Source organism: Pseudomonas sp. LB3P58 (genome assembly GCF_054897895.1).
Map to the genome: position 1 here is coordinate 4,541,538 of NZ_JBUBVE010000001.1, position 22,316 is coordinate 4,563,853.

Below are 22,316 nucleotides of genomic sequence, written 5' to 3' on the forward strand. Positions count from 1 at the left end.
ATCCGCATTGATGCCCGCTCGAAGCACCTCTAAGCTCCATTGCAGGTGCCTAAGAAACGCCCAACGTAGAAGCTTGGCCAATCACACAGACGCACAATCCACCTTTGGGTGATTTGTTGCTCGAATGTGACGGCTTTGCTCGTTGGGATTTCTTAAATCCACTCTACGTTGGGGTCAGGCCCTCCAAAATCTAAACGTAGAGGTCATGGATATGTCTCATCCTTTTTCTATAACAGTCTTCTCTCGTCACAACCTCGCTCTACATGCCCTTCTACTCGAAAACCAGACTTGGTTTTGCGCCCGCGATATCGGTCGCTTGATGGGTATCCATTTGAGCGAGCGCATGGTCAATAAACTAGACAAAGATCAGCGTCGTGTACTGTGGATTGAGTATTTCCGGCAATCCGACAAGCAACTGATGCTCAGCGAATCCGGCGTGTATGCACTGCTGGTGTATCACTACGTTCCGGGGAATCGATTGTTGCGTGAGTGGTTGACTCATCAGGTGGTGCCGGCCTTGCGCGACGCAGAACATTCGGGACATTCAGATCGCCCGATGCTGAGTTTGTTGGATTGGCCGCAAATGTCGTTGAGTTTGCTGAACTGGCAGGATGAAGGTTGGATTCGGCTGCGGGACATGCCGTATCTGTTGCACGATCAGCCGCAACGAATGGTGACGACGGTTAAGCCTTGGTGGCGGCGGTTAGTGCAAGGTTTCAGTCGTTGAAGCATTCGATGGGTTAGGTGCTTTAGGTGCTGGGTTCAGAGGATCGCTTGCGAGATCCGGAGCTATTCGTAGACCGTCTTCATAACCACTCAATATCGTCCGAGGGTTTCAACCCTCGGAAATTGTATGGACATCCAAATTTGGAGTGGTCTGGAACTAGAGGCTTCGGTCGTCTCACAAGTGAATCGCCCTAATTTTCCTGCAGACCTCCTTTTACACCACCTAGCTAACGTTAACTAAATCGTCGAAAACCCAACGACCATTGAGAAGGCCCTTCAGTTGCTCAACGCTCAGTAACTGTTCGGGCTTCCTATGAACAACAGCGTGGCAATTTGCACAGAGTGGGATCAAGTCTGTCGCAGGATCGACAACCTGATCCTCGTCAAATTCTGAAATTGGCTTCACGTGATGTACATGGATAAATCCTTTTGCATGCGAGCCATATGCTTTCTCAAAGTCGAAATCACAGGCTTTGCATCGAAGCCCATGAATTGCGATTGCCTGACGCCTAAGCTTTGGACAGCGCTCATACCTCACACCGTAATAGGTAATTTTTTTCCCTTCAGTCCCAATAACTCTCGTCTCAAACTCGTGTGCAATATCGATTGGGCTGAAGTCGTCGATCTGCTCTGGCTTCAGCACCGCATGAGAGGAGATGCCGTCAAACACCTCCTGGTCAATTAACCGGACCCCGTTACGCCAGTAATTGCTCTTCAGTTTTACAGGAATTTGCTCTAGGTATTCCCCGTTTAGCTTGATCGGAACTGCAGAGTCAAAAGGTCTGTAGCCCTCAATAACAGCGAACAAATCACCTTGCGTGCTGTTCTCATCCGCATGAACCTTTCCTATTCGAGCAACACCAAAATAATGAGGGTTGGTACTCAGACGCTGATCCGAAAAAGCCTTGTTTGTCATCTTCCCTTTGTAATACAGCACCGCCGTTCCTTCGGTAAGAATCGCTCGGTACTGCTTCGGGAAGTGGTAACGGACTCCAGTTTCGTCGGCCCACTTCGATTCATCATTTTCGGCAATGACAGCTGGCATCCCACTCATCCTCTTATCAGAGGCTGAAGACTACCAAATTTAAAGAAAACTCCTACATGATTGACGGAAAGACCTCACAGCGAGCTCGAACCAGAATTTCGAGAGCAGCGTTGGCACATGTGTCGCGCCTCCCCCCTCACAAGGCTATGACATTGTCTTGAAAATGAAGACGTAGGCGTGACTGATCAGAATTAACAGGTGCGCCATCTCGCGCCTCCCGTTATTAATACCCTTCCCCACTCAAGGACCCAAGCCCCCCATGAAATTCGACCTCGCCTACTGCCTCAGCCTCGACGACAAGCTGTCGATCTATGACGTGCGCGATTTGAATTTCGACGAGACCATGGATTTCGACTCCGCCAAAGAACACTTCCAGTGCCCCAACGACGCCTGTCGTTTGGCCTTCGATGCGGTGAATGTGTTGACGACGTTCAACGCCAAGAACGTGAATTACGTTCGCACTCCGCATTTCAAGAACACGCCCAGCACCCGGCATGTGGCGGATTGTCCTTATGTCAGTCTCAAGGCGTCGGCGTCAGGTGTGGACGCGGACGGTGCGGAAACGGATGACAGTCGCGAGGAGCATTTCCCGTCGGAGTTGTTGCTGACTCGGCGTGAGTATGTACGTAAGCCGTCGAACCCGGCGGTGGCGGCTGACGTGATGCGGGACGATCCGAAACCCTCTTCAGCGGCCAGTAATGTCGAACACCCGAACCGTGAGACGGCACCGGACAAGACCAGTGTCTTCGCCCACCCGGTGGAGTGTTTTGTGTCGAACTTCGAGGACAAGGAGTTGCTCAAGCGCATGCCGCTGAAGATTGGCGAGCACACGGCGCCTTATGGGTCGTTTTTCAAGAAGATCGAGTATCTGCTGGACAACAAGGGGCTGATTTACTGGGGCAAGATCAAGGAGATCAAGGATTACACGCAGAGCTTTCGTATCGATTTCGAACAGAAGGTCTGGTTCAAGCAAGCGGACGAGGCGAAGAAGAAGCCTTATTCAGTCAACGTTTACTTGAGTAAAAAGCTGATCGACAACTACCGCAAGCGCAAAGCGTTTCTGGAAGAGATCAAGCACGCCAGTGAGAGCAGGAAAGAGTTGTATTGCTTCTTTTATGGCGTGACGCCGGAGTTGAAGCAGGTGCCGAGCAAGAAAAACCCCGAGCAGACGTTCGGGGTGTTCAGTGCGAATATTGAGAACCTCGATCACTTTATTGTCCGGGAAGCGCCGGGGTTGGACAGCTAACAATCATTGGCTCGCAGAGCTCGTGAAGCATTCCGTTTCGCTTCAGTCCGGCCGAAGGCTGCTCTCCAACGCCCAAATCTCCCGCTTCACTTCTTTACGCCGATCACGTGCAGCCTGAATACCTGGTTCATCAAGGCAACAGTACTTGCGCAACCAATACACCATCATCTCCTCATCGGGGGAGTAATAGTCTTTATGGCCTTTGCTGAGTCGCAGGGTGTCATTCATCTGCGCGTCGAAGCTGCCGGCCGCGAACTCGTCCGGGGGTAAAGTGCCCCACTCAGAGGCATAACCCTCGAAGATCCAGGCAATATCGTCGATGTGTTTTTGCGCACCACGATGCCTTCGCCGGTAGAAAACGTGTTCGCGGCAGCTCTGCTCGAAACGCTCCTGCATGAACGCCTCGTCGATCCATTGAAGGACGTCGTGCTGTAGCGCATGGTTTATCAAGCCGCAAATCCAGCGCTCGGAAAAGCGTTGGACAAAACCATCCACATCGGCTTTTTTCGCATCCGCGAAAATCATGCAATAACGGGTTTTTATGTGAATGACGAACAGCACGTGTTTGCGCTGAACAGTGATCGCATGAACCAGCCACTGCTCCGCCGAATCACCTGACTCATCTTCTTCGGGAGTGGGCGAAGGCGGCTGGTGATCCACGGGCGTGATTGTTTTGCCCTTGTGAACACGGCTGAAGAAGTTGCTGGCCGCTTCGGTGCAGTTGAAAATAAGCATCCATCATCCTTTATCAAGAGCGGCGAACGACGTTCAGTCCTGCCGCACGATCTCCTCGACCCATTCAAGCTCATAGGGCCGGCGACCAACATCCGAGATGTAGTCCAGCGCATCTTCGCTGAGAATTGAAAGCTCTGCGTCGGTCAGCAAGTCGTGCATGACAAACAACCTTAAAGCGGTGAGCGCACTGGAACGGGATTGGCTGTTGTGGTTAAAGGCCCGGGCCATGTCCTTGTTTCGATCATGGATCAGGCCATAAAGCATTCCATAGCGAGCATGCGCAGAAAGTGCACCATGTTGTGCAATAGCCTTGGCATCGGCGAGCACTCCTTGGCAAAAACGATCTAGCGCAATCTTGCGCAGCTCCTTGAATTTCTTCCAGTCGCTTTCGAGGATCGACATGACGTTCTCCTGCGTGAAATCTTGATCAATGCAAAGACTTATTCTTGCGAAAAAACCTCCTGATTCCAACCCTACTTGACCCACATACCAAGCATCACCAGAACCAGCAAACCGATGTACACCCGCGCATGGGTTCGATCCGGTATCCGCCCTATCCACGGCGTAGCCAGCCGAATCCCCACCAGCGACCCCACCGTCAACACCGCAAACGCCAGCAGATCCACATAACCGACAAACCACGGCCCAAGATCAAACTCGGTGAAACCAGCCATGGCCATGTAAGTCAGCGTCCCGGCCAGCGCCACGGGCAAACTGAGCGGATTGGCCATGGACGTCGCCTGGGACATGCTCAACCCACAACGCCGCAACAACGGCACGGTCATGACGCTGCCGCCTACGCCGAGAAACGTGGCGATGGTGCCGATTCCTACACCGCCACCAGACACTTCTGCCCTTCCCAATCGCCGTGGGATGGCGCTGTCAGAAGCTGTAAGAAAACCGCGTCGCAACAGGCAATCCGCGATGGTCACGCCCAAGTACGCGATGAAGGCATAGCGAATCACCTCGCCACTTGCCCACATCGCTGCTACGGCGCCGACTACCGCGCCCACGCCGATAAACCCGCCCAACGGCCACAGGTAATGACGAATGAGATTACCGGCGCGTCGGTGTTTTCCGGTGGCGATCGTTGCGTTGACGATCATCACGCAGGTCGAGGTTGCCACAGCAATGTGCATCGCCGATTGGCTGACGGGATCGTCTGTGCCGTGGCTGGTCATGAGCATGCGGTACAGCAATGGCACGACGACGAAGCCGCCGCCGAAGCCGAACAGCACCGCGGTGATGCCGGTCATGCAGCCGAAGAGTGCCAGCAGGAGATAGAACATCGGTGTCGTCCGTTAGTTGAGAGCGGTCGACGATAGAGCGATGCGTCTTGGCCTGCTTCAGCAAGTCAGCCAATAATGTTCGCGTTTACGCCAACCGCTAGGACTGCTCGATGCGCAATGTTTCGATTGATCTGCTGGACCACACGCCACGGCCGGTGGTGGCCATCGGTACGGAATATTCCCACGGCCATTTGTTGCCTCGTCATACGCATCGGCGGGCGCAATTGCTGTACGGCGCCACCGGGGTGATGCAGGTCAGCACGCACGACGGCAGCTGGGTGGTGCCGCCACAGCGGGCGGTGTGGATTCCGGCGGGGGTGGCGCACGAGGTGCTGATGCTGGGGGTGAGTACGCGCAGTTTGTATATCGAGCCGGGCGCGGTGGATCTGGGGGATCGCTGCCAGGTGATCAGCGTTTCGCCGTTGATGCGGCACTTGCTGATGGAGGCGGTGGAGATCCCGCTGGCATATGACGAGCGCGGGCGCGACGGCACGCTGATCGGCTTGCTGCTGCATGAACTGGCGCGCAGCACTCACCTGCCGTTGCACATTCCGCTGCCCGTCGATGCGCGGCTGCTCGCGTTGTGCCAGGACTTTGTGCTGCGGCCCGACGCTCACCAGTCGCCACAGCAATGGGCCGATCAGTTGCACATCAGCCTGCGTACTTTCAATCGCCTGTTCCGCCAACAGACGGGTCTGAGTTTCAGCCAATGGCGGCAGCGGGCTTGCGTGGTGCTGGCTCTGGCGCGGCTGGTGGTGGGGGAACCGGTGACGCGGATTGCCCTGGATTTTGGCTATGACAGCCCGGCGGCGTTCTCCACGATGTTCCGCCGCGTACTGGGACAGGCGCCAACGACCTGGCTGGACGGGACGAGATAGAACCGATCAAAAAATGAGGTTGATCCGGGCTCAAAACAACTGTACAAAAACACAGTATTTTTTGAATCAGCACTCTTGAGCCCGGAGAACACCATGGCCTCTCATGCGATGAAAATCACCCTGGAACGTATCGCCCTTTTCCAATTCACCCCCGCGCATAGCGTTCAGGCCCGAGCGATGCTGGGTTGGAGTGTGGAGGAACTGTCTCGGGAATCCGGGGTTTCGGTGGACGCTATTCAGCGATTTGAGGATGAACGCGACGTGCTGGATGTTACGCGGCTGGCGTTGGCTTATCGGTTTGAATCGGAGGGGTTGGTGTTCTTCCCGGGATTTGCGCCGGGTCGAGGGATGAATGTGAAAGGGTCTACGCCTGATCCGGTGGGGCGGGCGGATTATGCGATGGTTGAGTGAGAAATCATCGATTGACGATTATTCCCATATAGGTATATTTTCGCATGAGTACAAGGAAGTCACTCCTGTGGGTTAGCAGCAGCAAAAAAGACCTCAAGCAAATGCCCGCAGATGTACAAGATGTTTTTGGTCATGCACTAGATCTGGCGCAAAGCGGTGCAAAGCATCCCGACGCGAAGCCTCTAAAGGGTTTTGGAGGTGCCGGAGTGCTTGAGATGGTGGATGACTTCAATACGAACACCTATCGCGCCGTTTATACCGTTCGTTTTGGTAATGCCATTTATGTTCTGCACTGCTTTCAGAAGAAGTCGACTATGGGTATCACAACCGCGCAGTGCGACATCGATTTGATCAGAAAGCGTCTTCAAGCGGCGCAGGATCACGCAAAAGGATCAGGAAATGATTGAAATCGAAGAGAGCAGCGGGAACGTCTATGAAGACCTCGGGACGCCCAACGCCAATGAAATGCGAGTCAAATCGCAACTGGCGGCCAAAATTGGCGAGATCATTAAGGCTCGCCATTTGACCCAAGTCCAAGCGTCAGAAATCTTGGGCCTCCCTCAACCCAAGCTTTCTGAGATGTTGCGCGGAAAGTTTCGAGGTATCAGTGAAGCCAAGATGATGGAATGCCTTTCACTGCTCGGACGTGACGTGCAGATCGTGATCAAGTCAGCCCCCCGATCACGAAAAGAGGGCCGTATTGAGGTGGTTTTCGCTTAAGACGCTCAGCCCGTTTTCACACGCTATGCGTTCTGAGGTTCCACCTGATCGCCAACGTTTTCCATCTCCGACCACCAGGCTCCACCCCGCTGCGGATACATCACATTGAACGCCTGACCCATCTGAGGCGTGGTGATCAACACATTCCGCTCCCAGGCCAACGCCAGAATCCGGTCGAAGGGCTCGAACCAGGCGTGCATCGACAGGTCGAAGGTGCCGTTGTGAATCGGTAATAACCAGCGGCCTTTAAGGTCGATGTGTGCTTGCAGGGTTTGCTCCGGCTGCATGTGAACATGCGGCCACTCGACGTTGTAGGCACCGGTTTCCATGAGTGTCAGGTCGAACGGGCCGTATTGCTCACCGATGCGTTTGAAACCGTCGAAATAACCGCTGTCGCCGCTGAAGAAGATCCGCGTGTCGCCGTCGATCATCACCCACGAGGCCCAGAGCGTGCTGTTGCCATCGAACAGACCGCGGCCGGAAAAGTGTTGCGAAGGTGTGGCAATAAACTGGATGCCATCAACCTCGGTGCCCTGCCACCAGTCCAGCTGGCGGACCTTGCTGGCGTCGATGCCCCATTTGATCAAGGTGTCGCCCACGCCCAGCGGCGTCAGAAAGTACTTGGCCTTGTCCGCCAGTTTGAGCACCGCTTGATAATCGAGGTGGTCGTAGTGATCGTGGGACAGGATCACCGCTTCGATCGGCGGCAGTTCTTCGAGTGTGATCGGCGGCTGGTGAAAGCGTTTGGGGCCGGCCCATTGCACGGGTGAGGCGCGCTCGGCGAAGACCGGGTCGGTGATCCAGAATTTGTCCCGCAGTTTCAGCAGTACGGTGGAATGGCCGAGGCGGTAAACGCTGTGGTTGGGGGCGGCGATCAACGCTGCCTGAGTCAGCGCTTGCACCGGGACAGGCGCCGTCGGGCGGGTGTTACGCGGTTTGTGGAAGATCATGTTCCACATGATGCGTACCATTTTGCGAAAGCCTTCACGTTGCACGGGAGCATGGTTTCGGAAGAGCCCTTCTGCCTGACGGGATGCTTCAGGCGTGGAGGCGTTGTCCGCAGGGGAAGTTGAAGTGGCCATGACTGAATGACTCCAGGAAAACCGCATGATTCGCGGTTTTCCGCTTGGGACGATAAATGGCCAAGGCACGCACGCATCAGCCGGAGATCTATTGTTCACTGCGCAGGATTAACAAAACATTACACTGTACAGTGTAGTTTCTAGGTTGCATCAAACCCGATCACAAGTAAACTGCCAAGTGTAATTCTCATTTTTTCCTGCCGAAGCGTACTTATGACAGCTCCACAGCGCCTCACCGACCGAAAACGCGAAGCCATCATTCAGGCGGCGATTGCCGAATTCCGTGCCAACGGTTTCGACATCACCAGCATGGACAAGATCGCAGCCACCGCCGGCGTGTCGAAGCGCACGGTGTACAACCATTTCCCCAGCAAGGAAGAGTTGTTCGCCGAAATCCTCAATCAATTATGGGCGCGGGTGACGTCAGAACAGGAAACGCCCTACCACCCTGACCTGCCGCTACGCGATCAGATGCGTCGGATGTTGATGGCGAAATTGCAGATGCTGGGCGATGACAATTTTCTTGACCTGGCGCGGGTGGCCATCGCCGCCACCATCCATTCCCCCGAGCGCGCGCAGAACATGGTCGCCCGAATGGGTGAGCGCGAAGAAGGCCTGACCGTGTGGATCCGCGCCGCCCAGGCCGATGGCCGTTTGAAACCAGTCGCCCCCGAATTCGCTGCACAACAGATTCAGGGAATGCTCAAATCCTTTGCGTTCTGGCCACAGATTTCCATGGGCCTGCCCGGCCTGTCAGCCGAGATGCAGACCACTGTTGTGGAGTCGGCGCTGGACATGTTTCTGGCCTGCTATCAGCTGCAATAAATGACAATGTCCGCCGCTTTAGCGGTGATCAATAGCGCGGAATAAAACTCCGTAATGTGTTTCAGAATGAAACTGGCGCTGGGGCTATAGTGAGCCTCAGTCCCAGCGCCATGCAGAGAGCACCATGACCACCACGACTTCCGACACTCAACCCGCCCTCCCCGTCGACCATCTGCGCTTTCATCGTGCCCATGCACACTTGGCGCCTACCTTTGGCAACGACAAGTTTGCGCTGCGCGCCGAGGCCTTCGCGCGGTTCTTCGGCACGCCGACCTTTCTCGGTGCGCAGACGCTGATCGTGGTGATATGGGTTTGCCTCAATCTGTTTGGCGTGGCCCACTTCGATCTCTACCCGTTCATCCTGCTCAACCTGGCGTTCAGCCTGCAATCGGCGTATGCCGCGCCGTTGATTCTGCTGGCCCAGACCCGTCAGGCGGCGCGGGATAAAGCCCAGTCCGACGCCGACGCCCTGCACCGCGAAACCCTGGCCGTCGCCAACAGTGAACGTCAGGCACAAGCAGCGCAGAACACCGCGCAACTGCTGGAGTTGCTCGAACAAAACACCCGGCTCACCGAAATGACCAAGGCGCTCACCGAACGCATTGAAAGCCTGACCTCGGAAATGCATCAGCACTTCGTGCGCAAGGATCAGCCGAAAGTTTAGCGCTCGGTCAAGGCAATCGAAGCGCCCGCCCCAACTCATCGAACAACGTCACCACCGAGCGCAAGGCGCGGCAGTCCGGGCGGGTCAGCAACCAGAGCGCCGTGTCGTAACCGTGTAACGGCTCACTCAACGGTTGCAGCCCTTCACCGATGAGGAAATCCGGCAATGCCGCGACACCGAGCCCGGCCCGCACCAGCTCAGTCACCGACAACATGCTGTTGCAGCGATAACCCGGTGTGACGCCGGGCAACTGCTGACGGCGCCACGCGACGGTGGGGTGATCGGGAAGGAAGTCGTCCGGGGCAATCCAGGTCAGCGAAGCCAAGTCTTCGGAATCGACCGATTTCAGATACGCCTCGCTGGCACAGACTCGATAGGACACCTCAGCCAATCGCCGGCCGACCAAGTGCTCGGGCGGTGTGCGGGTCAGACGCAAGGCGATATCGGCATCCCGGCGGCTAAGGTTGGCGAAGTCGTTGGACGTACTCAACTCGATGGTCAGCGCCGGATAGCCGGGCATGAACTTCGCCAACGCTGGCAGCAGCAAGCCTTGCAAGACCGAATCGGTGCAGGTCAGGCGCACCGTGCCGCTGATGACTTCACCGCCCTGCTCCACACCAATGCGCGCCACCTCCAGCGCCTGTTCGGCCCGTTCAGCTTGCTCGGCCAGGGTCTGCGCCAAGGTGGTGGGCAAGTAGCCGGCGCGGCTCTTTTCGAACAGTTGCTGGCCCAGCGCGGCTTCCAATCGGCGCACGGCGCGAAATACGGTCGAGACGTCGACCTTCAACAGCGTCGACGCCCGGGCCAGAGAGCCGCCGCGCACCAGCGCGAGGATCAGGGACAGGTCGGGGTAATCCAGTCGATAGTGCGTTGATGCATTGATCAATTGGGATAACGCCAATATTGAGTGCGTGAACGCCAATCTATAGTGGGTGCCAGGAATCAACAAGCGTGGAGCGCACTCATGGAAACCCGCCCAATCCGCATCGCCCTGATCGGCGATTACGACCCGCATGTCACTGCTCACCAAGCCATCCCCATCGCCCTCGGCATGGCCGCTGAACAGGCGAACGCAGACGTGCAGTTCCAATGGTTGGCCACCGACCGCATCAGCGCCGATGCGCCATTGGCTGATTTCGACGGCTTCTGGTGCGTGCCCGCCAGTCCTTACCGCGATATGGACGGTGCGTTGCGGGCGATTCGTTTTGCCCGTGAACAGCAACGGCCGTTCCTTGGCACCTGCGGCGGCTTTCAACACGCCGTACTCGAATACGCCCGACATGTTCTGGGCTGGGACGATGCCGAACATGGCGAGACATCGCCCGATGCGACGCGAGCGCTGATCACGCCACTGACCTGTTCGCTGGTGGAGGCCGTCGACAGCATTCATCTGGTGGAAGGCTCGTTGATCGCCCAGGCGTACGAAAGCGCTGAGATTGTCGAAGGCTATCACTGCCGCTACGGCGTTAATCCAGCGTTCGAACGTGAGTTGTTGAGCCAACAGCTGTGCGCCGTTGGACACGATGCTTCGGGCGACTTGCGGGCGGTGGAACTCAAAGGTCATCCGTTCTTCGTCGCAACGCTGTTCCAACCTGAACGCGCAGCGCTCAAGGGCAATCTGCCGCCGCTGGTCCGTGCGTTGATCGCAGCCTGCAAGAGGCAGAAGCCATGATCGCCAAGACTCCGCCAGCGCCTTACTACGCGGTGATTTTTACCTCCCTGCGCACCGACGGTGATCACGGTTACGAGCAGGCCGCCACGCGCATGGTCGAACTGGCCCGTGAGCAACCCGGTTTCCTGGGGGTGGAATCGGCTCGGGGTGAAGACGGGCTCGGGATTACGGTGTCCTACTGGGCCAGCGAAGCGGCAATCCTGGCGTGGAAACATCATCCCGAGCACAGTGAGATTCGCGAGCGCGGACGGTCGACCTGGTATTCGTCTTGTCATACGCGGGTGTGCAAGGTTGAGCGGGCGTATGCGTTCAACCAGTAAATGATGCGGCGTTCTTCAGGCCGCCTTCGCGAGCAAGCCCGCTCCCACATTGGTCTTGTGATCGACACATAACTAATGTGGGAGCGGGCTTGCTCGCGAAGAGGCCCGCACAATCACCGCAAAACTCAGCCCTGCACCAAACTGCGAACCGCCGAAATCTCCGGCACTTCCCGCCGATTCATGTACACCCGCAACGGCTCGGTGATGTTGATCCGGTCATCGATGTTCTGATCCAGCAACAACTGAATCAACTCACGCTTGAGCGTCATGGCCTGCGCGGAACCTGGGGCCCAGACGAATTCGCTGGTGGGGATAATGCCGTCGTCAGCCACGTCCATGCCGAAGGAGTCTTCGCTGAAACGAACGATGTACTGGCCGGTCTTGCGATTGAGGCCGACGAAGCCTTTGAGTTGGTCGGCGGCCTGGCAGATGAGCTCGGAAGTGATGCGCATGATAAACCTCACAGAAGGTCGTAAAGGACCGGTGATCGATGGTTTACACGCAGGGCAAGCGAATGGGCGTTCCCTCTGCCGGGGTAACTGCCGGGGCCAAGAGTACTGCAAAGAAGCGCACAAAAGCGCGGAAAAAATCTGCTTTAAACACGTTTATGTCGGTCTGGCGATAGCGCAAGCGGCGCTCAGTTGTTAAAAGATACGTCTTTGAAAATCTGCGAAAGGACCTCGACTATGCCTGTTACCTTCACCAAGAGCGCCCTGTTGCTGAGTCTGATGCTGGGCCTCGGCCAGGCACAGGCCGCCAGCGAGCCAAGCCCCACCGCATTGGCAACCCGCACGGGCATCCCGCATCCGGCCGTGATTGCTCACCGTGGCGCGTCCTTCGATGCACCGGAATCCACCGCCGCGGCCTACAAACTGGCTCGCGACCTGGGTGCCGACTACCTGGAACTGGACGTGCAACGCAGCAAGGATGGCGTGCTGTTCGCCCTGCATGACAACAACCTGCAACGCACCACCGACGTCGCCAGCAAATTCCCTGAGCGCAAGGACCGCCCGGCCAACGAGTTCACCCTCGCCGAGCTGAAAACCCTCGATGCCGGGAGCTGGTTCAACACTGCCTACCCGGACCGCGCGCGTCCTGCGTACGTCGGTCTGAAAATTCAGACCCTCGACGAAATCATCGACATTGCCCAAGGCAATCCGCTGCACAAACCCGGTCTGTACATCGAAACCAAAGAACCGAAGCAATTTCCCGGGATCGAGCGCGACCTCAAGGAAAAGCTCCAGGACCGCGGCTGGTTGAGCCCGGCCGGTTCGAAACTGGCGAAGAGCGATCTGGCGGTTGGCCAGGGCAAAGGTAAAGTCGTGCTGCAAACCTTCGAGAAGAGCAGCCTCGAACTGCTTGAGAAGGAAATGCCGAAAGTACCGAAAATCCTCCTGCTGTGGGTCGGCGAAGGCAGCATCGAGCCGAAATCCAAGGTGACGTTTGCCGAGTCCGGCGACAAGGACAAAGCCACTTACTACGCCAAACAACAACCGAAAGACAAAGCCGAATTCCAGCAATGGGTCGAGTACGCCAAAGCCCAGGGCGCGATCGGCACCGGCCCTTCTGCCGCGCTGACCAAGGGTGGCGATCAGAGCTATTCGGACCTGGTGCAACCGTGGATGAACCAGTACACCCACGATCAGGGCTTGTTGGTGCACGTGTACACCATCGACGATGCCGTGGATTACCAGAAAGTCATGGACGCCGGCGTCGACGGCATCTTCACCAACCGCGCCAGCGAACTGCTCAAGTTCTACAAACGCCCGGCGGCGGCCAGTGTTGCGCAATTGCTGCAGAACAACGGTTACTGATGAACGTGGGAACGGTCTTCATTCAGTCGCGTTCGGAGAATTAAGGGTGGATTAAGTTGCGCCGGATAACCTGATCCCACTTAAAAAGCTCATCCAAGGAAAGAACCTCATGAAAACCCTGACTGCCCTGTTCACTGCTGCTGCCCTGACCCTCACCGCGGGCCTGGCCCAGGCTGATGTCCGCGTCGACCAGATCCCTGAGCTGGTCAAAAGCGGCAAGATCAAGCCATTGGAAGAAATGAATCAGGCTGCTCTGAAGTTGCATCCGGGTGCGACCATCACTGACACGGATCTGGATAATCACTTCAACGGCTACGAGTACGAAGTCGAACTGAAAACCGCTGACGGCAAAGAATTTGACGTGGATTTCGATGCCGCCACCGGCAAAGTTCTGAGCAACAAACAAGACACCTGATGCACAAACACCAAGCCGCACGATCTTCGGATCGTGCGGCTTTTTTGCATGTCAAATTCAGACAATGAAGTCGCGCCAACGCCGCGCCAGCCCGCTAGAATCCCACCACACCGTTCATACAGGGATAGATTGAAATGGGGCAAGCAGCGGCAGCAGACATCGCCACGATCGGCCGGATCAGTGCGGTGCCGGCGATTCTTCAAGTGATCCATGAACTGACGGGCCTGCGCTTCGTCGCCGTGGCCCGGGTCACCGAAGAATCGTGGACGGCGTGTGCGGTGTTCGATCAGCTGAATTTCGGTTTGCAGGTCGGCGGTGAGCTGGATCTTGTCACGACCCTGTGCCACGAAATTCGTCGATCGCATCATTCGGTGGTCATCGACAAAGCCAGTGAAGACCCGCTTTACCGCAATCACCACACCCCTCGCCTTTATCAGTTCGAAAGCTACATATCCGTGCCGGTTTTCCGCACCGACGGACGCTTTTTCGGCACCCTCTGCGCCCTTGATCCCAACCCTGCGCCCCTCAAATCCAGCACGATCCAGAGCACCATGGAGTCCTTCGCCCGGATGCTGGCGCTGCAGATCGAAGCCGAAGAAAACCTGCAAAAGACCGAAGCAGCGCTGAAGCAGGAACGGGAAACCGCCGAACTGCGCGAACAATTCATTGCCGTGCTCGGGCATGATCTGCGCAACCCCTTGTTCGCCATCAGCGCCGGCGCCGAAATGTTCCTGCGCAAACTACCCGATCCGGCGAATCAGCAACGGGCCCGGCACATCCTCACCAGTGCCCGTCGTGCGACCAAACTGGTCGATGACGTTCTGGATTTCGCTCGCGGCTCTTTGGGCCGTGGCATTCCCGTGAACATTGAACCGTGCCCGGATCTTGAGGATGCGTTGCGGCATGTGATTTCAGAGGTTCAGAGCGTCCATCCCGGCCGCACCATTGAATCGTCCATCGGTGACCTGCACAGCATTCATTGTGATCGCGAGCGGGTCGCGCAATTGCTGTCCAATCTGGTGGCGAACGCGGTTGCTCATGGCGATCCCGACGGCCCGATCGATATCAGCGCGCAGATCAATGAAGGACAGTTCGTGCTGAGCGTGAACAATCAGGGGCTGATTGCCGAGGATGCGCTGCCCCATCTGTTCCGGCCCTACTCGCGATCGGCCAGCGGAACACCGCAGACCGGTCTCGGGTTAGGGTTGTACATTGCCCGTCAGATTGCGCAGTCCCATGGCGGAAAACTGGACGTGGTCTCGACCGAGCAACAGGGCACGACGTTCACCTTCAGTCTTCCAGCACTGAGTTAAGCAGTCGTACTGACCAAGGAACCGGAAGTACTGCCCCCCTCATCCTGCAACGCCTGCAACAACGCCGCCGTCGCGGTCTGCAACGAACCCGAAGTCGTCGCAATCTGCGACTGAGCCGCCGCGACGTCTGCCGCTTTGGCTTCGGCGCTTTCCTGCCTGGCCTGGGCCGCTTGCAGTTGCTGCTGTTGTTCCTGCAATTGCTTTTGCAGCTCGGCGATCTGCTTGCGCAGCTCTTTCACCGTATCGGATTCTTCGCTGCTGCTGGAGCTGCTGCCGCTCGCCGCGGGGGCGCCACCGGCGGATACCTTGGTGGTGTCGCTGGACGCCTCGGCGGTTGCCGTGACTGAGGTGTCTTCGGTGCTGTCACTGACGGCAGTCTTGCTCGAAGCAGTCGTGGCCGTCGGGGTGATCGAAACGGAAGTGATGCTGACCATGGCGGTTTTCCATTGGGATTTGGGATTACCGTGGTCATCGACATCGACACTGCGGACTTGAGATCGACTGTGTACCGACTCGGTAAGCAAACCGGTACACAGCCATTCCCGTTACGCGCTTAAGCGCGCCGTCACTTCATTCAACTGCCCCGACAACCCGTGCAGGTTGTGGCTGGCCGCTTCCGTGCGCTGCACGTTGTCCAGATTGGTGCTGGCGATGCTGGTGATCTCGGTGAGGTTGCGCGAGATGTCTTCGGCCACCGACGTCTGCTCTTCCGCGGCGGTAGCGATCTGGTGGTTCATGTCGCGGATGGCTTCCACGGCAAGGGTGATGCGCTCCAGCATGGCGCCGGCCTGAGTCACTTGTTCGACACTTTCCTCACTGCGCGACTGACCGCTTTCAATTGCCTGAGCGGCGTCCACCGCACCGGTTTGCACCGTTTGAATGATCTGGTTGATCTCGATGATCGACGCCGCCGTGCGCTGGGCCAGGCTGCGGACTTCATCGGCCACTACCGCAAAACCGCGCCCGGCTTCACCGGCACGGGCTGCTTCGATGGCGGCGTTGAGCGCCAGCAGATTGGTCTGCTCGGCGATGCCGCGAATCACTTCCAGCACCTTGCCGATGCGCCCGCTGTCGGTTTCCAGACGACGGATGACCGTGGCGGTATTGGCGATTTCGCCGCGCATTTGGGTGATGGTGTAAATGGTGCCCTGCATGACCTTTTCACCCTGCTGGGCGGACTGGTCGGCATCGTCGGCGGCACGTGCCGCATCGGCTGCGTGACGCGCGACTTCTTGCGCGGTAGCGGACATTTCGTTCATCGCCGTGGCCACCTGATCGGTGCGGTTGAACTGCTCGTTAGTGCCGCTGGCCATCAGGGTGGCGATGGAATTCAGCTCACCGCTGGCGCTGTCCAGATCCTTGGCGCTGCGCTGCAAACGGTTAAAGGTTTCGGCAAGAAAATCGCGCAGGGTATTGGCGGCCATCGCCAGTTTGCCCAGCTCGTCCTGACGGGTGCTGGCCACGCGTTCGGCGAAACGACCCTGGCTGAGTTGCGCCACGTACTCGATCAGTTTGCGAATCGGTTCGACCAGGTTGCGGTTGACCAGCCACAGGCTCAACAACCCGATCAACAGTCCCGAGGCGAGCATCACAATGATCCCCAGCAACACAGTGCGATCGGCGTCGGCGCTGATCAGCTTCGATTGCGCGGCACCCTGCTTGCGCAATTCGCTGACCAACTCGCTCATCTGATCGCTGGTCGCGCGGTCCACACCTTTGACCGCCGTGTCGCCAGCCGTTGGGTCGGCGCCTGCCGCCACGTAGGCGTCACGGCCCTTCTGATAGGCCGCGCCCAGCAGACGATGTTCGTCCCGCAAGCGTTCGATGCGGGTTTTCAGCTGCGGCTCGATTCCCTTCTGCCCGGCCAGTTCACCAAGGATGCCCTGCACGTCGCGCTGGCGGTCTTCGAATTGCTTCCAGTATTTGTCCAGGTCCGCAGGTTGCTTGCCGCGTAGCAGGACGTTTTTCCACTCCTGTACCTGCACCTTGAATTGCAGGTTGGCTTCATCGATCAGTTGCGAGGTGTGCAGTGGGCCTTCGATCAGATTCGCGTAGCTCTGAACACCGCTGGACAGAAAGTGAAAGCAGGCCAGGGCGATCAGCAACATGGCCAACAGGCTGCCGCTCAACAAGGCAAGGATTTGTGCTCTCAGGGATTTTTGCAGCATCGAGTGATACTCATGACAGGGATGAGGCACGCCGCAACAAGGCGTGAAAGGTGTCCGGACATCCCTGTCTGCGACCTTGGTTCATGGCCAAAGCCGTGCAAGTTAACGTCAGCGTAATCGGCGCCCCAGAGCGGTTCTTGAATGAATTCCGACCATCGGTACGGCCACTATTTTGCCGCTATCCTACTGTCACAAAACCGTCAAAAATCCTTGCGATGATGCGGCTCAAGTGAACCTGTGAAACCCGCGGCAGGCGCCTCCTCACAGTGAGACTTCATGAACCACAGCATCGACCAAAGCCATCGCGACACGGACCTGTTCGGTCTGCTGTACGGTTTCAGTTTTCGCCCCGGTGAGCGCGGCCGCGAGCTCGATTCGGCCAAGGCCTTGCAGTGCCTGCAACAACCCGGCGACAACGACGAATTTCTCTGGCTGCACCTGAACCTGGCCCACGCCGCATGCGAGCGCTGGATGAAAAGCCATCTGGAATTGCCCGACGAATTTTTCGAAGCGCTGCATGAGGGCTCTCGTTCGACGCGTATCGAGCATGTGGATTCGGCGTTGCTAGCGGTGGTCAACGACGTGGTGTTCAACCTCAGCAGCATGGTTTCTTCAGATGTTTCGACGCTGTGGGTCTGCGCCCGCAGTCGTCTGATCGTCAGCGCACGCCTGCAACCGCTGCACTCGGTGGACAAGCTGCGCTCGTCGGTGAAGGCCGGTGAGTGCTTTCGCTCGCCGCTGGAATTGCTGGTGCATCTGCTGCGCGATCAGGGTGAAGTGCTGACCCAGATCGTGCGCAAGACCAGCCTCAGTGTCGATCAGATCGAAGATGAGTTGCTGTCCTCGCGGCTGTCGACCAACCGGGCTGAGCTGGGTGCCAACCGACGGGTACTGGTGCGCCTGCAACGCTTGTTGGCGCTGGAACCGGGCTCGTTGCTGCGCCTGCTCAATCGCCCGCCGCAGTGGTTGCAGAAGGAAGACGTCAAGGAGCTGCGCAAGTCCACCGAGGAGTTCGCGCTGATCATCAACGACCTCACGGCGCTGGGCGAACGGATCAAGCTGTTGCAGGAAGAAATCGCCGCCAACCTCAACGAACAGAGCAACCGCACGCTGTTCACCCTGACCGTGGTCACGGTGCTGGCCTTGCCGATCAACATCATCGCCGGTTTCTTCGGGATGAACGTCGGTGGGGTGCCGCTTTCAGGCGACCCGGAAGGGTTCTGGATTCTGGTGGCATTGGTCGCGACGTTTACCGTGATCGCCGGGCGTTGGGCGTTTCGCAAGCGCCAGGATTATTAAGATCAAAAGATCGCAGCCTCGTTTCCAAATGTAGGAGCTGTCGAGTGAAACGAGGCTGCGATCTTTTGATTCTGCCTTTAAAAAACCCCAAACCCTGATCCAGCGCAGCCTCTCTGTAACATTCAGCAACGATCATGGGCGACACTCCTTCTCCCCTCAGGATTGTCCGTCATGGCTACTCCTTCCTTCACCGCCGCCCAGGCGCCCGCCAGTAGCGCCAAACCGCAACTCGATAAAAAGCCCGGCCTGCTGACCATCGTGATTTTCTTCGCTGTGCTGGGCAGCGGGCTGTTGTTCACCGCCTACAGCCTGATGCACGACATGAACGAACTCGGCACCGTGGTGACCACCTGGACGCCGTTTCTGCTGTTGGGCGTGGCGCTGCTGATTGCCCTCGGCTTTGAGTTCGTCAACGGTTTCCACGACACCGCCAACGCCGTGGCCACGGTGATTTACACCAACTCCTTGCCGCCGAATTTCGCGGTGGCCTGGTCCGGGTTCTTCAACTTCCTCGGGGTGCTGCTGTCCAGCGGCGCGGTGGCGTTCGGCATCATCGCCCTGCTGCCGGTGGAGCTGATTCTGCAAGTCGGTTCCTCCGCCGGTTTCGCCATGATCTTCGCCCTGTTGATCGCCGCGATCCTGTGGAACCTCGGCACCTGGTGGCTGGGCTTGCCGGCGTCTTCGTCGCACACCCTGATCGGCTCGATCATCGGGGTTGGCGTCGCAAATGCCCTGATGCACGGCCGCGACGGCACCAGCGGCGTGGACTGGGCGCAGGCAACCAAAGTCGGCTATGCGCTGTTGCTGTCGCCGCTGATCGGCTTCGCGTTTGCCGCGCTGTTGCTGCTGGCCTTGCGTGCTTTCGTCAAGAATCGTGCGTTGTACAAAGCACCGAAGGGCGACACTCCGCCACCGTGGTGGATTCGCGGCATGTTGATCCTGACCTGCACGGGCGTGTCCTTCGCCCACGGTTCCAACGATGGCCAGAAAGGCATGGGCCTGATCATGCTGATTCTGGTCGGCACGCTGCCGATGGCTTACGCGCTGAACCGCACCATGCCGGCGGACCAGGCGCTGCAGTTTGCCGCCGTGGCCGAAGTCACCCAACAAGCGCTGGTCAAAAGTGCGCCGCTGCCAGCGCCGGCCGACCCGCGTCCGGTGCTGTCCGATTACGTGCGCAGCAAGGAAGTCACGCCGCAACTGATCCCCGCCCTCGCCGCGTTGACCGGCAATATCGGTAACGAAGTGAAGGGCTACGGCTCGCTTTCAAAGGTCCCGGCCGAGGCCATGGGCAACGTGCGTAACGACATGTACCTGACCAGCGAAACCATTCGCCTGATGGACAAAAACAAGGTCGGCAACTTCGACGCCGACACCAGCGGCAAGCTGCAACTGTTCAAGCAGCAGATCGACAACGCCACGCGGTTCATTCCGCTGTGGGTGAAAATCGCAGTGGCCATCGCCCTTGGCCTGGGCACCATGGTCGGCTGGAAACGCATCGTGGTGACGGTTGGCGAGAAGATCGGCAAGACCCACCTGACGTATGCGCAAGGCGCCTCGGCGGAAACCGTCGCGATGCTGACCATCGGCGCGGCGGACATGTTCGGCCTGCCGGTGTCGACCACGCACGTACTGTCATCGGGCGTGGCCGGGACCATGGTCGCCAACGGCGGCGGCTTGCAGATGAAGACCATCCGCAACCTGCTGATGGCCTGGGTGCTGACCTTGCCGGCGGCGATTCTGTTGTCGGGCAGCCTGTACTGGTTGTTCACCCAACTGTTCTGATCTGATCAACGTTTCAACAGTCCCGGTTCGTTCCTGAGCCGGGATTTTTTTTGCACGGAAAACGCATTTCGTCGCAAATTATTGGGGTTGCGGCTTTATTGATCTGCCACCCGCCTGATTGCACTTCAGTTTGCTAACGTGTGGCCGACTCATTAGAGACTCGATGCATTCAGGAGTGGAATCGTGAATCTGTACATCAATCAGCTTCAACAGAAAGCTGACTTCAAAGAAGCCATCTACGCCGGCGACATCTTCCTGAACACTCAGCTGCGCGCCGCCAAAGAGCTGTGTGCGTTCGCCCAGGAAAGCATCACCGCCGCCTTCGACGGCGAGACCAACCACCAGGCGCTGCACACGCTGATGCCGGTGGAAGAATTCGTGGTGCTGGTGACGCGCCTCAAGGGCCAGTTCACCAACAGCCAGCGCTCCAAGGACCTGATCCTGTCGTTTATCGACGAGATCGGTGTCGACCCGCACGAGTACATTTTCGACGTGCCGCGCATTCGCGTGGTGCCGAACTACGACTACCTGCACGCCGGTGTCAGCTATGCCTACAAACCGCATCGCGACACCTGGTACGGCAGCGTCGATTGCCAGATCAACACCTGGATGCCGGTGCACACCATCAGCCCCGACCAGACCATGATGATCAACGCCGGCTACTTCGACGTGCCGGTGAAGAACACCTCCAGCGAATGGAGCCTCAACGACTGGATCAACAACCAGCGGCACAAGGCCAAGGACAACCTCAAAGAGGAAGTCCGCGTGCACCCGGTACCGCTGGAGGCGATCAACACCGCATCCGAAATGCGCATCGCCGGCAACACCGGTGAGATGCTGATCTTCTCCGGCTCGCACCTGCACGGCACGGTCGCCAACCACACCGATCAAACCCGCTTCAGCGTGGACTTCCGCCTGATGCACCTCGACGACCTCAAGCACAAGCGCGGCGCGATCAACGTCGACAGCGCCTGCCCTGATGTCGGCGCCGGTTTCAAAGACTATTTCCACGCCCACGACTTTTCGAATTTCCAAGGAATCCAGCAATGACCAAGCGTCGCATCACGCCTGCCGAGGCCCAGTACAACGAAACCCGTGCCAACGTTCTGAAACGGGTCGATGCCGAGTACGTGGCCGACGCGCCGTTCGTCTTCGCCAACCGCATTGGCGTGACCGCTGCACTCTCGCGCATGGAGCTGTTCAAGAAGGTGGCCGAAGTGCCGGGCGCGATCATCGAGTGCGGCGTGTACAAGGGCAACTCGCTGATGCTTTACATGCACCTGTCGATGATTCTCGAACCGTACGCGATCAACCGTTCGATCGTTGGCTTCGACACGTTCGAAGGCTTCCAGAGCATCGACAAAAACGAAGACCCGGCCGACGTCAACGAGACCATGTTCTCCGACACCGACCAGTCCCTGATCCAGGACATGATCGACGCCAACGACCTGCTCCGCCCGGTCAACCGCATCCCGCGTTGCGAGTTGGTGAAAGGCGACATCGTCAAGACCGTGCCTGAGTGGGTCAAGACCCGGCCGGACCTGGTCGTGGCCATGCTGATCCTCGACACCGACCTGTACGAATCGACCAAAGTCGCGCTGGAAACCTTCCTGCCGTACATGCCAAAAGGCGCAATCGTGGTACTCGACGAAGTCGCTTACCGCAACTTCCCCGGCGAAACCAAAGCCCTGCGCGAAGTACTCGACCTGAACAAGATCGAGCTCAAGCGTTTGCCGTTTGATAGCTGCGTAGGTTATTTCCACGTCTAACGCATAACCCTGTGGGAGCGAGCCTGCTCGCGATAGCGGTCTGACAGTCAACGATGATGTTGAGTGTGGAGGCCTCATCGCGAGCAGGCTCGCTCCCACAGGGGAAGTGTGTTGTGCTTCAGGCTGTGGACTGGATGAGG

Annotated in this window: 25 protein-coding genes and 1 pseudogene; 17 read left to right on the forward strand and 9 right to left on the reverse strand. The window is 57.9% G+C overall.

Features of this window, described 5'->3' with window-relative positions:
• Window positions 1-211 precede the first annotated feature (211 nt).
• Window positions 212-744 (forward strand): annotated as a pseudogene (locus tag ACYZTZ_RS21065) (BRO-N domain-containing protein).
• Between the two features lie 205 nt (window positions 745-949).
• On the opposite strand, the gene ACYZTZ_RS21070 reads toward ACYZTZ_RS21065, so the two are convergent.
• A complete protein-coding gene (locus tag ACYZTZ_RS21070; protein WP_461999593.1) occupies window positions 950-1,771 on the reverse strand; it encodes an HNH endonuclease in 822 nt (273 codons plus the stop codon).
• Between the two features lie 259 nt (window positions 1,772-2,030).
• Here ACYZTZ_RS21070 and ACYZTZ_RS21075 point away from each other — a divergent pair, with 259 nt between their 5' ends.
• The gene (locus ACYZTZ_RS21075) at window positions 2,031-3,017 is read left to right on the forward strand and encodes a hypothetical protein (RefSeq protein WP_461999594.1); all 987 of its coding nucleotides are present in this window, start codon (window positions 2,031-2,033) and stop codon (window positions 3,015-3,017) included.
• A gap of 42 nt (window positions 3,018-3,059) precedes the next feature.
• On the opposite strand, the gene ACYZTZ_RS21080 is transcribed toward ACYZTZ_RS21075, so the two are convergent.
• The 3 genes from ACYZTZ_RS21080 to ACYZTZ_RS21090 all read right to left on the reverse strand — a co-directional run bounded on the left by ACYZTZ_RS21080 (window position 3,060) and on the right by ACYZTZ_RS21090 (window position 5,041).
• A complete protein-coding gene (locus tag ACYZTZ_RS21080) occupies window positions 3,060-3,752 on the reverse strand; it encodes a DUF6933 domain-containing protein (RefSeq protein WP_461999595.1) in 693 nt (230 codons plus the stop codon).
• A 33-nt stretch (window positions 3,753-3,785) separates the two neighbouring features.
• Window positions 3,786-4,154: a hypothetical protein gene (locus tag ACYZTZ_RS21085; RefSeq protein WP_461999596.1), complete on the reverse strand. Its 369-nt coding sequence runs from the start codon at window positions 4,152-4,154 to the stop codon at window positions 3,786-3,788.
• 71 nt (window positions 4,155-4,225) lie between these two features.
• Window positions 4,226-5,041 (reverse strand): sulfite exporter TauE/SafE family protein, encoded by an 816-nt coding sequence (locus tag ACYZTZ_RS21090; protein ID WP_461999597.1) that lies wholly within the window; start codon window positions 5,039-5,041, stop codon window positions 4,226-4,228.
• A 110-nt stretch (window positions 5,042-5,151) separates the two neighbouring features.
• On the opposite strand from ACYZTZ_RS21090, the gene ACYZTZ_RS21095 reads away from it, so the two are divergent.
• From ACYZTZ_RS21095 to ACYZTZ_RS21110, 4 genes are all read left to right on the forward strand, one after another.
• Window positions 5,152-5,919, forward strand: coding sequence for an AraC family transcriptional regulator (locus ACYZTZ_RS21095; protein ID WP_461999598.1), 768 nt, complete (start codon window positions 5,152-5,154; stop codon window positions 5,917-5,919).
• 93 nt (window positions 5,920-6,012) lie between these two features.
• Window positions 6,013-6,330 carry a helix-turn-helix domain-containing protein gene (locus tag ACYZTZ_RS21100; protein WP_046045462.1) on the forward strand — a complete coding sequence of 106 codons (318 nt, stop codon included), beginning with the start codon at window positions 6,013-6,015 and terminating at the stop codon, window positions 6,328-6,330.
• A gap of 44 nt (window positions 6,331-6,374) precedes the next feature.
• Complete coding sequence (locus ACYZTZ_RS21105; protein ID WP_461999599.1) at window positions 6,375-6,737, forward strand: type II toxin-antitoxin system RelE/ParE family toxin; 363 nt, start codon at window positions 6,375-6,377, stop codon at window positions 6,735-6,737.
• Window positions 6,730-7,050 carry a helix-turn-helix domain-containing protein gene (locus ACYZTZ_RS21110; RefSeq protein WP_461999600.1) on the forward strand — a complete coding sequence of 107 codons (321 nt, stop codon included), beginning with the start codon at window positions 6,730-6,732 and terminating at the stop codon, window positions 7,048-7,050. The genes ACYZTZ_RS21105 and ACYZTZ_RS21110 overlap by 8 nt, the downstream gene beginning before the upstream one ends.
• 23 nt (window positions 7,051-7,073) lie before the next feature.
• Here the strand turns inward: ACYZTZ_RS21110 and ACYZTZ_RS21115 are convergent, their stop codons facing one another.
• On the reverse strand, window positions 7,074-8,132 hold the full coding sequence (locus tag ACYZTZ_RS21115; protein ID WP_461999601.1) for an MBL fold metallo-hydrolase: 1,059 nt from the start codon (window positions 8,130-8,132) through the stop codon (window positions 7,074-7,076).
• A gap of 213 nt (window positions 8,133-8,345) precedes the next feature.
• On the opposite strand from ACYZTZ_RS21115, the gene ACYZTZ_RS21120 reads away from it, so the two are divergent.
• Both ACYZTZ_RS21120 and ACYZTZ_RS21125 read left to right on the forward strand, forming a co-directional pair.
• Complete coding sequence (locus ACYZTZ_RS21120) at window positions 8,346-8,957, forward strand: TetR/AcrR family transcriptional regulator (protein ID WP_461999602.1); 612 nt, start codon at window positions 8,346-8,348, stop codon at window positions 8,955-8,957.
• Window positions 8,958-9,081: 124 nt separating this feature from the next.
• The gene (locus tag ACYZTZ_RS21125; protein WP_150657192.1) at window positions 9,082-9,621 is read left to right on the forward strand and encodes a DUF1003 domain-containing protein; all 540 of its coding nucleotides are present in this window, start codon (window positions 9,082-9,084) and stop codon (window positions 9,619-9,621) included.
• Between the two features lie 7 nt (window positions 9,622-9,628).
• Here the strand turns inward: ACYZTZ_RS21125 and ACYZTZ_RS21130 are convergent, their stop codons facing one another.
• Window positions 9,629-10,570: a LysR family transcriptional regulator gene (locus tag ACYZTZ_RS21130; RefSeq protein WP_462000693.1), complete on the reverse strand. Its 942-nt coding sequence runs from the start codon at window positions 10,568-10,570 to the stop codon at window positions 9,629-9,631.
• A gap of 15 nt (window positions 10,571-10,585) precedes the next feature.
• Between ACYZTZ_RS21130 and ACYZTZ_RS21135 the strand changes: the two genes are divergently transcribed.
• Window positions 10,586-11,293 carry a CTP synthase C-terminal region-related (seleno)protein gene (locus ACYZTZ_RS21135; RefSeq protein ID WP_461999603.1) on the forward strand — a complete coding sequence of 236 codons (708 nt, stop codon included), beginning with the start codon at window positions 10,586-10,588 and terminating at the stop codon, window positions 11,291-11,293.
• The gene (locus tag ACYZTZ_RS21140) at window positions 11,290-11,613 is read left to right on the forward strand and encodes an antibiotic biosynthesis monooxygenase family protein (protein ID WP_461999604.1); all 324 of its coding nucleotides are present in this window, start codon (window positions 11,290-11,292) and stop codon (window positions 11,611-11,613) included. The genes ACYZTZ_RS21135 and ACYZTZ_RS21140 overlap by 4 nt, the downstream gene beginning before the upstream one ends.
• Window positions 11,614-11,738: 125 nt before the next feature.
• Here ACYZTZ_RS21140 and ACYZTZ_RS21145 read toward each other — a convergent pair whose 3' ends face one another.
• The gene (locus ACYZTZ_RS21145; protein ID WP_056741447.1) at window positions 11,739-12,065 is read right to left on the reverse strand and encodes a DUF2025 family protein; all 327 of its coding nucleotides are present in this window, start codon (window positions 12,063-12,065) and stop codon (window positions 11,739-11,741) included.
• Between the two features lie 234 nt (window positions 12,066-12,299).
• On the opposite strand from ACYZTZ_RS21145, the gene ACYZTZ_RS21150 reads away from it, so the two are divergent.
• The 3 genes from ACYZTZ_RS21150 to ACYZTZ_RS21160 all read left to right on the forward strand — a co-directional run bounded on the left by ACYZTZ_RS21150 (window position 12,300) and on the right by ACYZTZ_RS21160 (window position 15,155).
• Complete coding sequence (locus ACYZTZ_RS21150; protein ID WP_461999605.1) at window positions 12,300-13,427, forward strand: glycerophosphodiester phosphodiesterase; 1,128 nt, start codon at window positions 12,300-12,302, stop codon at window positions 13,425-13,427.
• 109 nt (window positions 13,428-13,536) lie between these two features.
• Window positions 13,537-13,842 (forward strand): PepSY domain-containing protein, encoded by a 306-nt coding sequence (locus tag ACYZTZ_RS21155; RefSeq protein WP_056741449.1) that lies wholly within the window; start codon window positions 13,537-13,539, stop codon window positions 13,840-13,842.
• A 134-nt stretch (window positions 13,843-13,976) separates the two neighbouring features.
• Window positions 13,977-15,155: a GAF domain-containing sensor histidine kinase gene (locus ACYZTZ_RS21160; protein WP_461999606.1), complete on the forward strand. Its 1,179-nt coding sequence runs from the start codon at window positions 13,977-13,979 to the stop codon at window positions 15,153-15,155.
• Here the strand turns inward: ACYZTZ_RS21160 and ACYZTZ_RS21165 are convergent.
• Both ACYZTZ_RS21165 and ACYZTZ_RS21170 read right to left on the reverse strand, forming a co-directional pair.
• On the reverse strand, window positions 15,152-15,589 hold the full coding sequence (locus tag ACYZTZ_RS21165; protein WP_461999607.1) for a hypothetical protein: 438 nt from the start codon (window positions 15,587-15,589) through the stop codon (window positions 15,152-15,154). The genes ACYZTZ_RS21160 and ACYZTZ_RS21165 overlap by 4 nt on opposite strands.
• 111 nt (window positions 15,590-15,700) lie before the next feature.
• Window positions 15,701-17,323 (reverse strand): methyl-accepting chemotaxis protein, encoded by a 1,623-nt coding sequence (locus ACYZTZ_RS21170; protein WP_461999608.1) that lies wholly within the window; start codon window positions 17,321-17,323, stop codon window positions 15,701-15,703.
• A 276-nt stretch (window positions 17,324-17,599) separates the two neighbouring features.
• Here ACYZTZ_RS21170 and ACYZTZ_RS21175 point away from each other — a divergent pair, with 276 nt between their 5' ends.
• The 4 genes from ACYZTZ_RS21175 (at window position 17,600) to ACYZTZ_RS21190 (ending at window position 22,176) form a co-directional block, all read left to right on the forward strand.
• The gene (locus ACYZTZ_RS21175; protein WP_008145929.1) at window positions 17,600-18,622 is read left to right on the forward strand and encodes a transporter; all 1,023 of its coding nucleotides are present in this window, start codon (window positions 17,600-17,602) and stop codon (window positions 18,620-18,622) included.
• 171 nt (window positions 18,623-18,793) lie between these two features.
• Complete coding sequence (locus ACYZTZ_RS21180) at window positions 18,794-20,407, forward strand: inorganic phosphate transporter (RefSeq protein WP_461999609.1); 1,614 nt, start codon at window positions 18,794-18,796, stop codon at window positions 20,405-20,407.
• A gap of 183 nt (window positions 20,408-20,590) precedes the next feature.
• On the forward strand, window positions 20,591-21,457 hold the full coding sequence (locus ACYZTZ_RS21185; protein ID WP_461999610.1) for a 2OG-Fe(II) oxygenase family protein: 867 nt from the start codon (window positions 20,591-20,593) through the stop codon (window positions 21,455-21,457).
• Window positions 21,454-22,176: a TylF/MycF/NovP-related O-methyltransferase gene (locus tag ACYZTZ_RS21190; protein ID WP_046049529.1), complete on the forward strand. Its 723-nt coding sequence runs from the start codon at window positions 21,454-21,456 to the stop codon at window positions 22,174-22,176. The genes ACYZTZ_RS21185 and ACYZTZ_RS21190 overlap by 4 nt, the downstream gene beginning before the upstream one ends.
• Window positions 22,177-22,316: the final 140 nt, after the last annotated feature.

Bases quoted from the DNA above. Each gene is read 5' to 3' on its own strand.
- ACYZTZ_RS21075 (WP_461999594.1), top strand. From the start codon at position 2,031: ATGAAATTCGACCTCGCCTACTGCCTCAGCCTCGACGACAAGCTGTCG.
- ACYZTZ_RS21085 (WP_461999596.1), bottom strand. From the start codon at position 4,154: ATGTCGATCCTCGAAAGCGACTGGAAGAAATTCAAGGAGCTGCGCAAG.
- ACYZTZ_RS21140 (WP_461999604.1), top strand. From the start codon at position 11,290: ATGATCGCCAAGACTCCGCCAGCGCCTTACTACGCGGTGATTTTTACC.
- ACYZTZ_RS21165 (WP_461999607.1), bottom strand. From the start codon at position 15,589: ATGGTCAGCATCACTTCCGTTTCGATCACCCCGACGGCCACGACTGCT.
- ACYZTZ_RS21145 (WP_056741447.1), bottom strand. From the start codon at position 12,065: ATGCGCATCACTTCCGAGCTCATCTGCCAGGCCGCCGACCAACTCAAA.
- ACYZTZ_RS21160 (WP_461999606.1), top strand. From the start codon at position 13,977: ATGGGGCAAGCAGCGGCAGCAGACATCGCCACGATCGGCCGGATCAGT.
- ACYZTZ_RS21135 (WP_461999603.1), top strand. From the start codon at position 10,586: ATGGAAACCCGCCCAATCCGCATCGCCCTGATCGGCGATTACGACCCG.
- ACYZTZ_RS21120 (WP_461999602.1), top strand. From the start codon at position 8,346: ATGACAGCTCCACAGCGCCTCACCGACCGAAAACGCGAAGCCATCATT.
- ACYZTZ_RS21125 (WP_150657192.1), top strand. From the start codon at position 9,082: ATGACCACCACGACTTCCGACACTCAACCCGCCCTCCCCGTCGACCAT.
- ACYZTZ_RS21110 (WP_461999600.1), top strand. From the start codon at position 6,730: ATGATTGAAATCGAAGAGAGCAGCGGGAACGTCTATGAAGACCTCGGG.
- ACYZTZ_RS21080 (WP_461999595.1), bottom strand. From the start codon at position 3,752: ATGCTTATTTTCAACTGCACCGAAGCGGCCAGCAACTTCTTCAGCCGT.
- ACYZTZ_RS21170 (WP_461999608.1), bottom strand. From the start codon at position 17,323: ATGCTGCAAAAATCCCTGAGAGCACAAATCCTTGCCTTGTTGAGCGGC.
- ACYZTZ_RS21155 (WP_056741449.1), top strand. From the start codon at position 13,537: ATGAAAACCCTGACTGCCCTGTTCACTGCTGCTGCCCTGACCCTCACC.
- ACYZTZ_RS21175 (WP_008145929.1), top strand. From the start codon at position 17,600: ATGAACCACAGCATCGACCAAAGCCATCGCGACACGGACCTGTTCGGT.
- ACYZTZ_RS21105 (WP_461999599.1), top strand. From the start codon at position 6,375: ATGAGTACAAGGAAGTCACTCCTGTGGGTTAGCAGCAGCAAAAAAGAC.
- ACYZTZ_RS21115 (WP_461999601.1), bottom strand. From the start codon at position 8,132: ATGGCCACTTCAACTTCCCCTGCGGACAACGCCTCCACGCCTGAAGCA.
- ACYZTZ_RS21070 (WP_461999593.1), bottom strand. From the start codon at position 1,771: ATGCCAGCTGTCATTGCCGAAAATGATGAATCGAAGTGGGCCGACGAA.
- ACYZTZ_RS21150 (WP_461999605.1), top strand. From the start codon at position 12,300: ATGCCTGTTACCTTCACCAAGAGCGCCCTGTTGCTGAGTCTGATGCTG.
- ACYZTZ_RS21180 (WP_461999609.1), top strand. From the start codon at position 18,794: ATGGCTACTCCTTCCTTCACCGCCGCCCAGGCGCCCGCCAGTAGCGCC.
- ACYZTZ_RS21190 (WP_046049529.1), top strand. From the start codon at position 21,454: ATGACCAAGCGTCGCATCACGCCTGCCGAGGCCCAGTACAACGAAACC.
- ACYZTZ_RS21090 (WP_461999597.1), bottom strand. From the start codon at position 5,041: ATGTTCTATCTCCTGCTGGCACTCTTCGGCTGCATGACCGGCATCACC.
- ACYZTZ_RS21095 (WP_461999598.1), top strand. From the start codon at position 5,152: ATGCGCAATGTTTCGATTGATCTGCTGGACCACACGCCACGGCCGGTG.
- ACYZTZ_RS21100 (WP_046045462.1), top strand. From the start codon at position 6,013: ATGGCCTCTCATGCGATGAAAATCACCCTGGAACGTATCGCCCTTTTC.